The organism is Moorena bouillonii PNG (genome assembly GCF_001942495.1).
GTDB lineage: Bacteria > Cyanobacteriota > Cyanobacteriia > Cyanobacteriales > Coleofasciculaceae > Moorena > Moorena bouillonii.
In genome coordinates this window covers 3,260,070-3,273,177 of record NZ_MKZS01000001.1, presented here as the reverse complement: position 1 = coordinate 3,273,177, position 13,108 = coordinate 3,260,070, and the positions used below count along the sequence as shown (strand labels likewise).

Here is a 13,108-nt window from a genome sequence, read left to right as displayed (position 1 = left end):
CAAAGAGGAAGCATCTTTGGCTATATAGCTACCATTTCCGTTCAATGCCGGTTTGTCAAATCCCAATCCTCTGCGATTCCCCTGCTTTTTGTATGCATAACTACTGAATTCTTTCATGGTTTCCCGGCTGATATACTGTTCACCTCCATAGGTTCCCATATTAAGGTACATTTGCATCAATTTGGCCAGGTCATTTGCATTAGAGAATAAACCCGAATTGCCGGATACACCTCCCATCATGGCCGCTGCTTCATCATGAACATAGCCATGAACCAATTCTTTTCTGAATAAGCTGTCAAACTCAGTCGGAACAATTTCTGTGATAGGGATCTTCTTCCAGGGATTGAAATCCAATCTGCCCGCACCCAGTCTGTCAAAAAATTTTTCATTCAATAATTTATCGAAATCCATTCCACTTAGATTTTTTACGATCTGTGGATATATGAGAAAGCTGAGACCCGAATAAACATATCCCTGATCCGGATCCAAAGCTGACTTGCGTACAGCTTTGTACATTTTCTTTCGATACTTTGAATTCATGTATAGGTCTTTATAGACCTTAACCGAATACAATTCACTTGAATCTCTTTTAAAGGTCCCTCCTTTGAATTTGCCATTTCTCTTTTGGGTCTTTTCCCAGAATACTATATAAGGAGTAAGCCCAGCCTGATGAGCAAGGATAGGCCGGATTTGCAGATCTCTTTTATTGGATTTTATAAAGTCCGGCCAATAGTTAGATAAAGGAGCGTCTATCCTGAGTTTTTCCTCATCCTTGAGATACATGATAGCCGGTAGGGCAGCACTTATTTTGGTAACAGAAGCCAGGTCATAAACATCAAAAACTTTTACGGGTCGAGTCTTATCATAATTGTGATACCCATAGGACTGGTGAAAAACTACCTGATTATTTTTGGCTACCAAGACCTGGCAACCCGGAAAAGCCATGGAATCTATAGCCATCTTAATGAGAGAATCAATTCTTCGTTTGAGTCTTTCAGTATCCCAGTTTACTGCTTCGGCCTTATTATAAGTCAAACGAATGTCTCCATTGGTCCGGAGTCCGTTGCCTTTGTGAAAAGCTTGTCCAATATCTTTCCGTAATCTTCCCTGAGAGGAAATGGCACCATATATAATTTGCGCACAAAATTCCTGATTGATGGGATGTTCTGATGGGGAAAAAAGTAAAACAGGCGAATTACTTAACACATCCAGTTTCTGAAGTTCTTCCTCCGATCCAAAAAAAGTCGTTATGATATCCGGCCTTTTATATAAGCCTTGCCAAAAATCCCGAATAGCCAGCCTTTCCGTAGTAGAGAGTCCGCTATAGGAAACGCTATTGTGGAGGCTAAGGATAACCAGATTGGATCCATCTGCCAGTTCACGGATACGGCTCATTCTTCCCGGAAGATCGGCCAGACGCATTCGAATATTCAGGACTGGGGCGTAAAGTGCCAGGCTGTTCTGGAAAAAATCTTTCCCTTTTGCATCAAAAGAAATATGCAGGATACGTTTTTGCTGCAAATTTGTAATTGGCAGCAGTTCCCCCTGGTTTCTTAAGAGGACTACTTCAGATTTTTTCTTATCCAGTTCGGCCAAACTGAGAGAAGTATATAGGATTTCCTGGGAAAAGAGTAGGGAGGGTAACAGGAGCAGGTAAAGGATCAAAGAATGAGTCGAAACCTTCATGCCCCCAAATAACTAAATGCCGGGTTTTTTTGAAAGATTTTTGCGGGTTTTTGCAGGAATACCAGGGTGAATGGGCGGGAATTAGGTTAAGAAAAGATTAAATCTTCATAAAATTCGCATAAAAATGCATAAAAACTCAAATAAATGCAGTATACTTGCAGGAGTTTGCATGATTAAAGGCTGAAGAGCTGTTTATGCTGAAAGAAGAAAGACATAGCTACATCCTGGATTCCATCCAAAAGAACCAAAAGGTATTGACCCTCGAATTGAGTGATGCGCTGAGTGTTTCAGAAGATACGATTCGGCGAGACCTGAAAGAGTTGTCAGATCGTGGGCAATTGAAGAAAGTGCATGGGGGAGCCATTTCTCTTAGCCTAAATCCCTTCGACTATCGAGACAGAGAGGTTTATGCGCTGGAACAAAAGAAACTGCTTGCCAACAAAGCAGCCCGGCTCATCAAGGAAAATACGGTAATCATTATAGATGGTGGAACTACCAACCTTGAATTGGTGAAAGCTTTGCCCAAAAGCTTGTCAGCAACAGTTTTTACAAATAGTATTCCCATAGCCAGCGAATTGGCGCAGCACCCTCGGACAGAAGTGATCTTTGCTGGTGGACGTGTGTTGAAACAAGCCCAGGTTACTGTTGGAGAGGAAGCAATCAATACCTTCAGAGGCTTGTATGCCGATCAATGCTTTCTGGGAGTCAGAAGTATTCACCATCAAATTGGAATTACAGAAATAGACTGGGAAGAAACTCTTGTAAAAAGATCCATGATACATGCGGCTGCTGAAATTGTCAGCCTGTTAATACCGGAAAAAATTGAAACCGTCAACCCTTATAAAATAGGGGAGACCCAAAGATTAAATAAGATCATTAGTTGTCTTCCTCAAGGAGATCAAAGATTGGATCTCTATGAAGGTATGGGCATAGAAACATTATAATTACTCTCAAAAATTTAATTTGAACATGTTAGCAGTTCATCCATCTACTACCTATCAATTTGAAAAAATTCCTACCAGGATTTATGAAAATTCTGCCGTCGCATCCAAAGAAGTTGCAGGTAGAATTGCTAGCCTCATCAGGCATAAGGCCCAAAGAGGAGAAATGGCCATCCTGGGATTAGCTACTGGTTCAACTCCTACAGGAGTTTACAATGAATTGGTGCGCATGCATGAAGAAGAGGGCTTAAGTTTCCAGAATGTAATTAGTTTTAACCTGGATGAGTATTATCCTATGCAGCCGGATGCGCTCCAGAGCTATCATAGATTTATGAATGAATATCTCTTTGATCGGGTAGATATCAAAAGAGAGAATGTGCATATTCCTGATGGTACCCTTTCTCTGGAAGAAGTAGACAATTATTGCCAGGAGTATGAGCGCAAGATAGATGAAGCAGGAGGCTTGGACATCCAGGTTCTGGGAATTGGTAGAACCGGACACATTGGATTCAATGAGCCTGGATCATCCATTACTTCTCGTACCAGAATGATAGCCCTCGACAGAATTACCATTCGGGATGCCGCCAGCGATTTCTTTGCAGAGGAAAACGTACCCCGAAGAGCTATCACTATGGGAGTGGGTACCATCATGAAGGCCAAAGCGGTTCTCTTACTTGCCTGGGGGGAAGGCAAAGCACCGATAATCAAGGAAACAGTAGAGGGGGAAATTTCAGAATTAATCCCTGCAACCTTCCTTCAAAAGCATGACAATGCAGAAATTCTGCTGGATGAAGCTGCCTCGGCTCCCCATCTCCCCATCTCCCCAGACCTGCCACACTTCCCACACTCCCCCCTCTTAATTGTCTTCCCCTACTGGATTCTTATCAATCGACCGTTTTTGATTATATTCCTGAATCAATTCAGAAAGATTAGCATTTTTTTCCTTCAGAAGCTGCAGGTACTCTTCTTCCATAGCATTAGTAAGTTCAAGATTTCTCATATCTATGGCTAAATTAATCTTAAACTCAGAAAATTTGTTATGAAACGCTGCTGCATTATCATAGCTTTCCGAAGGGTTAGTTGTGGCACTTATGGTGCCGAATAATGTCCCTAATAGACTAATACAAAATATAAAAAATTTGACGATGTTTTCGGCTTGTTCATCAGAAACAAATTCTTGAATAAACGAGACCAATAAGTCATTGCCTGCCGTAATCCCTCCGATAGCTGCTAAAAAAATAGGGATAGTATATTGCAGAACAAAGAAAAGGGACAAAAGAAACTTTGAAAAAGAAATTTGAAAGTCACATCGTCTTTGGATATCCAAGAAAATCTTGTAGTAGTTAGACGAGAATATATACTTTTTTTCTTTAGGTTTTTGTACCCACACGGCTTTAAATTTTTGTCTCAACCCGACCCTAAAAAACCCAAGCATAAAACGTTTCTGGCCACGATCTAATATCAAGTCCGGTTGACTAATGATGATATCCCTTCTGGCGTACAATCCAGAGACTACTTGGGAGATAATTAACCGAACTTGATATAACTACTTACATTTACTTGGACTTTAGACAGTAACCGGACACTTACCGTGAAAATTGATCAAACTGGCTAATCAAACCAATTCACCCATCACCGCTCTGCGCAAAATCTCTGTGACTTCTGTTGCTATTCTGGCATCAAGTTCCACCGCTTCACGATTGCAATCTCTTGGCTCAAGCACTTTTGCTCCCCGTAGCGCCATACTGAAGGTAATCAATTTAGCTGGCTTGAGGGCATCGTCAAGACTAGGCTTAACTAATTTAACTAGCGCGACATAAACTGCTTCGGTTCTGTTCCTAATACTGGTAACTCCGTTGCCGAGTTTTGAGATAATCACGGTTGAGTCAATGACATTCAACAAACCCAACTCTTTAATAGCTAAATCAATTAACCGAGCTGGATCATTCCCCATTGCTCTGATGATACTTTCGAGACTATCCCACTTAACTCCTGGTAGCTGGCATGCTTCCGGTATGTAATTATGCCAACCCACCATTGAGATCATCCGATTTAAATCATAAGCCGATATAGTATTACTTTCCCATTGAGGGGGTTCAGGGTCAGCAGTTAGAATTATGCTTTTGGTTGTGCTACCAAACAACTGGGGGTACTCGATAAAGGGTTTTTCCCCATATCGGCCACGGAAAATCAGGCTATCATTGCCTGTAATCTGTTTCAGCCAATTTTCTAAGTCCATTTGGGGAGCAAAGCGCTTTAACATTGCCCCTAAGCAATTAGAACTTGCTGTATTGTAGTCATAACTGATCACATCTGTGATTAAATCACAAACGGGAATATCTCGTTGATTTCCAGCTTGGTCTGTGCCTCGAATTGTACACTTATCAAGATCGTCCTTAGGAGATTTGCTATTAAGGCGAGACACGAGATTAATAATGGGTATAATCTTAGTACCACTCCAGAATTCGTCATTACTTAGGGCATTTCGTCCCAACCATTTTACCTTAAACTCTTGGTCTTCAAAACTACCAACACAGACACATGCTTCTTTGATGTCTTGATGGAGAAACTCTAACCCTTGCTGATCAATCTCTGGAAGTTGCCCCAGAATTGGATAAGGACTGAAAGTCTGATCCGCTTTAATTCCAGACACTAGATGTTTACCATCGGGTTTCTGAGTCAGGCGGGAAGGATAATCTTTAATTTGCTGTTTGTATGATGAATTATCAATACCGAGATATAATAGTTTGGGATTATCTTCAACACCTTGATCAGCAGCTTGTAGGGATTTTTGGTAAACGTTATCTTTGCTATAATTATCCAAACTTATCAAGACTGGAGTATCCCCAATGTCAAAATTCCACAGCACTGAATTATCGGTGTTTTTGACCAGTTGCTGATCACAAAATACTTTGAAAAAAATGTCTGGTCTTTGGTCAGCAAACAGCTCTTGAAAATAGGATTCATCGAATTCCATCCCAAAGCTGCCATGGTGATCAGTGATGGCGCTACCCACCAAGTTGTTGACAATAAGCTCTTTATCCCATGCTTCAATCCTTAGTCCTGAAACGACGCCACTGGTGTTTGAATCGATTACCCGACCTGAAATCCGAAATATTGCCATAGTAAATTATAAGATTAAATTCAATAACTGTAGCTGATAACTAATAGAGTAACCAAAGGAACAGCCCCTATTTGTTTTAACCTACGGATTGATGATTTGTCTATATATAATAAGCTGTTAACCATTTAGATTGGGATACCTAAATTGCTCAAAGGGAACAGCGGATCTGGGAACAGGGAACAGGGAATAGGCAATAGGCAATAGGCAATAGGCAATAGGCAATAGATAATAATATCATAAGTAATAAGGCCAAAAAATAGCTATGAGCTATTAAGTATTTTATATATAAAAAAACAATTAATTTAACTTAATCAAGTTTAAGGATTTAAGATAAAATAGTAAAATGAATAATATGTTCATGACCTGATAGTTAATATCGATAACTACAACGGTAGCAGTGGTATTTGTGGGTAAATTTGCGATTACTGCTCTTTTTATTCACGGAATAATAGCGTTGATCGCAGTTATGAGGTACAGTATTCTTTGACTTTGATTCCCTGTGAGGTGCGCTTTCCTATTTCCTCTTATCTGTTCCCTGTTCCCAGATCCGCTGTTCCCTGTTCCCTAAAATCCCGAAATTCTGTACGTCATAGCTATGAGAATTGCTATATATCGACATGATATAATTTCCTTCTAACCTGTGGTGTAGAAGCAGGTTAGCTCAAGCCTATTGACTCAATATCATAAATACTAAGGAATCTATGCCCCCAGCTGTTTCCCTCCAGAACATCTACAAAATCTACGATAAAGTCCCTGTAGTCAATGACCTCTCCTTTACCATTGAATCAGGAGAGATATTTGGTTTGCTTGGTCCGAATGGTGCTGGTAAATCCACGACAATTCGGATGCTAACTACGTTAACTGAACCGACCAAGGGTCAAATTAAGGTAGCGGGTTACGACGTTGTGGAAGAAAAAGATCAGGTCAAGGAAAATATTGGTGTGGTCTTGCAGCAAACTAGCGTGGATATTGACCTGACTGTCTGGGAAAACATGGAACTCCACGCACGGCTGCATCACATTGCCAATCCTGGGCGTAAGCGGCTGATTAATCAGTGGTTAGAGTATGTAGAGCTAATAGACCGACGGGATAGTTTAGTGAAAACTCTGTCTGGGGGAATGAAGCGTCGGTTGCAAATTGCTAGAGCGCTGTTACATCAACCGAAGATTCTATTTTTGGATGAGCCTACAGTAGGATTAGACCCCCAAACCCGCCGTCGCCTGTGGGAAATTATTCGGGATTTGAATCGCCAAGGTATGACGATATTGCTAACTACCCACTATATGGAAGAAGTGGAGTTTTTGTGCGATCGCTATGGCGCTGGCAAGCCAGGACGGATCGGTATCATGGATTCTGGTAAACTAATCGAATTAGGTACATTTGAACAGTTGCGCCACCAACATGGGGAAGGATTACTGATCAAACAACTCTCAGAACGCTTTGAATACAAATTTTTCCCGACTCTGGAACAAGCGAGTGGCTATCTCGAAAGTTTACCCGATAAAACTGGTGTCATGGTTCGTCCCTCCAACTTGGAAGATATCTTTGTTGAACTGACAGGACGCCAATTGGATTAGAAGCGAATTAAAACAATGCCTCGTCTAGCTACCCAAATTGAAGCGATTCTATACTTGAAGGGACAGCCCGTCTCTATAGAGGAAATCTCAGAGTATGCCCAATGCGATCGCGAAAAAGTTGCGGATGGCTTGATTGAACTGATGGCAGACTATGCCCACCGGGACAGTGCTTTAGAAGTTGTGGAAACCCCTGCTGGGTATAGCTTACAGTTACGAGCCACGTTTAGTGAATTACTGCAAAACTTAATTCCCGCTGAATTGGGCACAGGTGCTTTGAGGACTTTAGCTGCGATCGCTCTTAAAGGTCCGATTACTCAAGCTGACCTAGTCAACCTTCGCGGCAGTGGAGCGTATCAACATATCCAGGAACTGGTCGAACTCGATTTTGTCCAGAAACGTAGACAAACTGAGGGGCGTTCCTACTGGTTACAAGTTACCGAAAAATTTCATCAACACTTTGAAGTTGAGCAGCTATTGCCACCCCAATAGAAGCTATGCTAAGGGTTACAAAAACTTCAAGATTCCTTTAAGTAAGCTTTTTTACTCAGAATTTCTACCGAAAAAAGTTAGATTTATCCCCGAAAGCTGATTCAGCTGATCTCACAATCGTTTAGAGTATAGAAAAGTCGAGATGAAGCAGGTCAAACCTAAAATTCCTAATGGTATTCAACCCCGATTTTCTAAGTTCCCCAGGAGCAGAGCCTCAAGCGAACCAACTGCTGCAATACCTCCAGAATCAACCTTCTGATGTTTTAGCAAGGATTGCGAAGTCTGCTAGCCCTGAAATCCAACAAATCATCTCTCAGAACGTTCAGGGGCTAGTAGGGATGCTGCCATCAGAAAACTTTAATGTTCAAATCACCACTGATCGGGAAAATTTAGCTGGATTGCTGGCGTCAGCCATGATGACTGGTTATTTTCTCCGTCAGATGGAACAGCGTATGGTTCTTGAAGACAACTTAACCAACTCCACTCCCTTACGTCCTCAGAAGCGGCCCAGTGAAAAGCGTAGCGATTCCCCAAAGCCAACTGAGTCATAATAGATGTCCTCTGGTTTAATACCTACGCTCGTTAGGTACACACCAGTGAATGGCACTATGTTCAGAATGATTAACTTGGGAAAAAGACTAAACGGAATAGGTTAAAGGGATGATACTATCACAATCTATTGTCCCTTTTTCCTTTTTAGACCCAGGTCGAGATGGATCCCAGGGGAGGATTAGCCTATAGAGGAGGATAACCGTGCATGGTAAAATTTAACTATTTCAGATAGTATCATCTCCGGTAGCATCAATAGTTTCAGATATTGTAAATCTTGGAGTAATAGGTAATGAGTAAATGGTAATTGTGATTAGCCATTACCGATTACTTATTACCGATGACTTGTTACCGATTATCGATTAGACCTAGCAACCTTAGTAGTTTTATTATACTGTTTGCGTCAATTATTCTGGCCTGATCCAAAGTTCCCTTGTCCAACGTTACCGACAACTGCGGCGAAGTTTGTTACCCATTATCCATTACCCTAACCCAAACAAAACCTTCGACGCGGAGTGGGCGGGGAGAACTTCAACGACCCAGCAAAATCTTAATCTGGTCAACTAGACTTGTGCCACCAAACCATAGAGCAAACAGAATTGAGATGGAGAGGCTTGCTCCGATCAGGCACACCACTAAACCGGCTAGGCTAATTGCGCCATCATCTTCAGTTAAGCCAAAACCAGTGATAAAAATTCCCATAGCTGGAACGGTATTTGTCCCTGGAATCGGAATCATCATCGAAATTGACATTAATGCGATCGCACTCCCCATAAATATCCGACCAGGCAAACTGGTACAAATATAGGTTAGGCGAGGACGGGTAACTGCCTCAATCCGCCGCAACCAAGGGAGTCCTATTTTCAGAAAACCCTGCACGGTTTCCAATTTCATTTTCCCATTCATGATCTTCTTTGGTAGCCAGGGGCGTTTGGCACCAACGATGAGCTGAATAGCCAACAATAAGATCACAATTCCAAAGGGAATCGAATAACCCGGTGCTGGAACTGGCAAAGCTGAAGGTAGAGATAGGATAACGAATATAAACCCAAAGATACGTTCCCCCGCTAGGGTCAAAATATCTGCCAGCCTTACCTGAGGCTCTTGCTCTTCCTCAAAAAAATAGCGCTGTAGTTCTACAGAGAGTTTAGCCATTTAGTAGTGATTAGTTATAAAAGTTAATATACTAATCTATACTAATCTTTCTAGCACTTACCCTGACATTACTGATAAGATTAATTGCTAGCTGTACAGCAATTCAGAAACGGTTTGTTAGCGATCGCTTCTAAGCCCACTGATTTGATCAGATCTACCCATGCTTGGGGCTGGGAATCCCGTAACTGGGCGATAGTAGTCAGAGTTTCTTGCCAAATCAGAGCATCAGCATATAGTTTGGCTTGTTCTAAGGTATTTTGCTCCTGCTCTAGATTAAGCGCTAATTCTGGACTAAGTTCAGTACGCTCTAGAATTCCTTGAACCCAATGATCTCGGCTACGCTCTTGAGGATCGCAAACGAGTACGAAAAACCACTTGTATTTCTTACCCATGGTCAGAGGTACGGTTGTCGGTACGCTCAGTTGCACAATACCGTTCGTGTTATCCAGGCTCACGCTGGTCAGGTAAACCTCTTGATTCTGGTCATCAATTAACACAAATTCTGCTTCGGAGGCTGTAGTTTTGGGAACATACCAGAACAGTGTCGGATTAGCCGCCACGGTTGTGACCAGATTATTGGCAGGCACGATAGCAGTCAAAGGGATGTCATCGCTGTCAGTACAGGAATAGCTACGAGACCCTCCTCCTGCTGTTCTTCTAGGTTCTCCTCGTTCTGGTACTGGTGGAAATTTAATCATATGTGTCCCAGCCCCAAGGGTTCTAGACGGTGATCCTCGCTCTGGTGGTGGTGGGAAGTATGCACCCACTTCATGGTGTGGGTATGACTGTGCCAGTAACTGGGGTGCGGTGAAGTCAGTTACCAGTGCAGCCGAGAGCATTGTAGTCAGCACTGCCAGATAGGTTGGAGATTGTTGCCAGATCATAATCAATAACCCTACTCATTAATAGACCTCTTGCAAAAGTCAATTTTTGCCATGTGGCTATAGTATTTATCACCCTCTTTTTAGAGATTTATGCAAGAGTCAATATAAGTTTGTTATTTTATTCTAGCTAAGTGGTTGATCTTAACTTGCCGTTCCAAACCTTTTCTATACTATATCTTATTCCTTGTCAAGGATACAAAAGTTTTTAGAGGTGCCATTTTAAATCGTTTAGGCCGGTCAGGGCAATCGATAGTCGGTCATTGTCAACTACCAATTACCCATGACCCATTACCCATTACCTAATTACCCATAACCGATTACCCAAAAAGAGATATCAGGATTATTGAACCAGTATCGTAAAGGGATTACCCTAGTTTTAGGTACCAGAAGTCCAAGAGTTGATGTACTCGATTTGGTCTGGGGTGAGGCTATCAATGTTAATGCCCATTGCTTGTAACTTCAACCGCGCAATGTCCTTATCCACTGCTTCAGGGATGGAGTGTAAACCTGGTTCAATGGATCCTTTGTTCTTGACTAGGTATTCACAGGCCAAAGCTTGGTTAGCAAAGCTCATGTCCATCACCGCACTGGGATGACCTTCAGCTGCTGCCAGGTTAATCAGGCGTCCTTCACCCAGTACCACAACGGATTTACCATTTTTCAAACAGTACTCTTGGGTAAAGTTCCGTACTTCTTTGACTTCTGTTGCCATTTTCCCTAGGGACTCGAGGTCAATTTCAATGTCAAAGTGACCGGAGTTGCACACCATTGCGCCATCTTTCATCACCTCGAAATGCTCAGGGCGAATCACGTGCTTGTTACCAGTAACTGTGATAAACAAGTCACCTAAGGGAGCAGCTTCTGCCATCGGCATTACCCGGAAGCCATCCATCACAGCTTCAATGGCTTTAGTGGGGTCGATTTCAGTAACAATGACATTGGCTCCCAGTCCCCGGGCTCGAAGTGCTGCGCCTTTGCCACACCAGCCATAACCGACCACAACCACGTTTTTACCAGCTAGCAACACGTTGGTGGCGCGGATAATACCATCAAGGGTAGATTGACCAGTACCGTAGCGATTGTCAAAGAAGTGTTTGGTGTCAGCATCGTTAACATTCATTGCTGGGAATGTCAAGACACCGTCATTGAACATAGCCCGGAGACGGACAATGCCAGTGGTGGTTTCTTCGGTAGTGCCAATGATATCACTGAGCTGGTGTTGGCGGTCTTTTACCAGAGTGGCGGTAACATCGCTACCATCATCGATTATGATGTTGGGTTTGTGATCCAGGGCAATTTCAACGTGGCGGTGATAGGTTTCGTTATCTTCACCTTTGATGGCATATACAGGAATCTCATGATCAACCACTAAGCTAGCAGCTACATCATCTTGGGTTGACAGAGGGTTGCTGGCAATCAGCAGAGCATCAGCACCAGCAGCCTTGAGTGCGATCGCTAAATGGGCAGTTTCGGTGGTTACGTGACAGCAAGCAACTAAACGAATTCCTTCTAAAGGCTTTTCTTGGGCAAAGCGGTCTCGGATTTGCTTGAGCACTGGCATCTCCCGTCCAGCCCATTCAATCCGCTGTTTTCCTTTTGGTGCCAGAGATAGGTCTTTAACTTCGTGTTTAATCCGATTAGCAGTTGCAATCATCAGGTTTTGTGTTTTAGTTAACGTTTTTTAGTTTAGCTTTGATTAGTTTAACGTGTTCTAAGAAAGTGCCACCAGATGAGGAAGCTTTATCAAAATTCTGATTAAACCCGCTGTTATTTAAGATAGTTTACAGATTTCTACCATCAACGGGTGATAAACAACTCATTTCGATGTAGGAAATTCGCTATTTTTTGTCAATACCAGCAAACCATCATAGGAGTAACTACTGACCAGTAATAAAATAGTATATTTGTACTATAATAAAGATAGCGAGTTGACGGTCAGCTGATCTGATGTAAACCCCTAATCAAGGTTTTTCCCAATGAAGAAGCACTATATCCTGAGCATCAATCCCAATGCCGACTACCAATGGGAGCAGTGTACGTTAAGAGATCCCATTACGGCAGAACGACCAGACTTTGCTGGTTTGATTGCCCAAGCTGTGGCAGATCAAACTGGTTCTTATTTAGCTGTCCGGCAAAAGAAGCCCCACAACGAACATGCGCAGCATGAGTGTGGGATGAATTTTGCACAGGGTCTTTTGGAGCACGAAGACGAGCTATAAAACTTCATTGTATTGATTACTGAGTCATTCCCCTCCGTTTTGCTTCTTGCTCCAGTTGTCTTTTATCGAAATCAATAAGTCTAATTGTCATTTTTATTGTTTTCAATATGACTGACGCTTTGACTAGCTGTATAGTATACTAATAGTAGGTCGATGAGCTAGAGAACAAGTCAAATGAGAATCGCGTACCAGTACCGGTTAAAACCAACAAAGCAGCAAAAAGCCAAGATAGATCACTGGCTGTCAATGCTGTGTGCTCAATATAACTATTTGTTGGCCGATCGGTTTCGTTGGTACGAGGAAAATCGCTGTTCAATTAATGCTTGTCCTCTTGTCTGCCATCTTTCCGAATTAAGGGACAATCCAGATTACTACTCCCAGAAAAAGACTTTACCCAATCTCAAGAAGACTCATCCTTGGTACAGGGACATACGTGCGATTCGTTGGCTAGAAATCATACCTAAATAAGGTTTGGGGGATTAGC

At 42.3% G+C, this 13,108-nt stretch carries 10 protein-coding genes and 2 pseudogenes; 7 read left to right on the top strand and 5 right to left on the bottom strand.

Features of this window, described 5'->3' with window-relative positions:
- The coding region (locus BJP37_RS13330) for a serine hydrolase domain-containing protein (RefSeq protein WP_158069565.1) at positions 1 to 1,596 on the bottom strand (1,596 nt) is incomplete at its 3' end.
- 284 nt (positions 1,597 to 1,880) lie between these two features.
- On the opposite strand from BJP37_RS13330, the gene BJP37_RS13325 reads away from it, so the two are divergent.
- Positions 1,881 to 2,630: a DeoR/GlpR family DNA-binding transcription regulator gene (locus tag BJP37_RS13325; RefSeq protein ID WP_075899417.1), complete on the top strand. Its 750-nt coding sequence runs from the start codon at positions 1,881 to 1,883 to the stop codon at positions 2,628 to 2,630.
- A 19-nt stretch (positions 2,631 to 2,649) separates the two neighbouring features.
- Positions 2,650 to 3,432 (top strand): annotated as a pseudogene (gene nagB, locus BJP37_RS13320) (glucosamine-6-phosphate deaminase); the annotation flags it as partial.
- Between the two features lie 810 nt (positions 3,433 to 4,242).
- On the opposite strand, the gene BJP37_RS13315 reads toward nagB, so the two are convergent.
- Positions 4,243 to 5,751 (bottom strand): hypothetical protein, encoded by a 1,509-nt coding sequence (locus tag BJP37_RS13315; RefSeq protein ID WP_081431169.1) that lies wholly within the window; start codon positions 5,749 to 5,751, stop codon positions 4,243 to 4,245.
- 701 nt (positions 5,752 to 6,452) lie between these two features.
- Here BJP37_RS13315 and BJP37_RS13310 point away from each other — a divergent pair.
- From BJP37_RS13310 to BJP37_RS13300, 3 genes are all read left to right on the top strand, one after another.
- Entirely contained in the window at positions 6,453 to 7,328 is an 876-nt protein-coding gene (locus tag BJP37_RS13310; protein WP_075899413.1) for an ABC transporter ATP-binding protein, read from the top strand.
- Between the two features lie 15 nt (positions 7,329 to 7,343).
- Positions 7,344 to 7,817: an SMC-Scp complex subunit ScpB gene (gene scpB, locus BJP37_RS13305; RefSeq protein WP_071104321.1), complete on the top strand. Its 474-nt coding sequence runs from the start codon at positions 7,344 to 7,346 to the stop codon at positions 7,815 to 7,817.
- Between the two features lie 170 nt (positions 7,818 to 7,987).
- Positions 7,988 to 8,368 carry a DUF760 domain-containing protein gene (locus BJP37_RS13300; protein WP_070392853.1) on the top strand — a complete coding sequence of 127 codons (381 nt, stop codon included), beginning with the start codon at positions 7,988 to 7,990 and terminating at the stop codon, positions 8,366 to 8,368.
- 529 nt (positions 8,369 to 8,897) lie between these two features.
- On the opposite strand, the gene BJP37_RS13295 is transcribed toward BJP37_RS13300, so the two are convergent.
- The 3 genes from BJP37_RS13295 to ahcY all read right to left on the bottom strand — a co-directional run bounded on the left by BJP37_RS13295 (position 8,898) and on the right by ahcY (position 12,059).
- Positions 8,898 to 9,521, bottom strand: coding sequence for an exopolysaccharide biosynthesis protein (locus BJP37_RS13295; protein WP_070392852.1), 624 nt, complete (start codon positions 9,519 to 9,521; stop codon positions 8,898 to 8,900).
- A gap of 80 nt (positions 9,522 to 9,601) precedes the next feature.
- Entirely contained in the window at positions 9,602 to 10,405 is an 804-nt protein-coding gene (locus tag BJP37_RS13290; RefSeq protein WP_070392851.1) for a DUF928 domain-containing protein, read from the bottom strand.
- A 376-nt stretch (positions 10,406 to 10,781) separates the two neighbouring features.
- Complete coding sequence (gene ahcY, locus BJP37_RS13285; protein WP_075899411.1) at positions 10,782 to 12,059, bottom strand: adenosylhomocysteinase; 1,278 nt, start codon at positions 12,057 to 12,059, stop codon at positions 10,782 to 10,784.
- A 322-nt stretch (positions 12,060 to 12,381) separates the two neighbouring features.
- On the opposite strand from ahcY, the gene BJP37_RS39120 reads away from it, so the two are divergent.
- Positions 12,382 to 12,624 carry a hypothetical protein gene (locus BJP37_RS39120; protein ID WP_075899409.1) on the top strand — a complete coding sequence of 81 codons (243 nt, stop codon included), beginning with the start codon at positions 12,382 to 12,384 and terminating at the stop codon, positions 12,622 to 12,624.
- Between the two features lie 174 nt (positions 12,625 to 12,798).
- Positions 12,799 to 13,062, top strand: a pseudogene (locus BJP37_RS13275) (helix-turn-helix domain-containing protein); the annotation flags it as partial.
- Positions 13,063 to 13,108 lie beyond the last annotated feature (46 nt).

Bases quoted from the DNA above. Each gene is read 5' to 3' on its own strand.
- BJP37_RS13325 (WP_075899417.1), top strand. From the start codon at position 1,881: ATGCTGAAAGAAGAAAGACATAGCTACATCCTGGATTCCATCCAAAAG.
- BJP37_RS13315 (WP_081431169.1), bottom strand. From the start codon at position 5,751: ATGGCAATATTTCGGATTTCAGGTCGGGTAATCGATTCAAACACCAGT.
- BJP37_RS13310 (WP_075899413.1), top strand. From the start codon at position 6,453: ATGCCCCCAGCTGTTTCCCTCCAGAACATCTACAAAATCTACGATAAA.
- scpB (WP_071104321.1), top strand. From the start codon at position 7,344: ATGCCTCGTCTAGCTACCCAAATTGAAGCGATTCTATACTTGAAGGGA.
- BJP37_RS13300 (WP_070392853.1), top strand. From the start codon at position 7,988: ATGGTATTCAACCCCGATTTTCTAAGTTCCCCAGGAGCAGAGCCTCAA.
- BJP37_RS13295 (WP_070392852.1), bottom strand. From the start codon at position 9,521: ATGGCTAAACTCTCTGTAGAACTACAGCGCTATTTTTTTGAGGAAGAG.
- BJP37_RS13290 (WP_070392851.1), bottom strand. From the start codon at position 10,405: ATGATCTGGCAACAATCTCCAACCTATCTGGCAGTGCTGACTACAATG.
- ahcY (WP_075899411.1), bottom strand. From the start codon at position 12,059: ATGATTGCAACTGCTAATCGGATTAAACACGAAGTTAAAGACCTATCT.
- BJP37_RS39120 (WP_075899409.1), top strand. From the start codon at position 12,382: ATGAAGAAGCACTATATCCTGAGCATCAATCCCAATGCCGACTACCAA.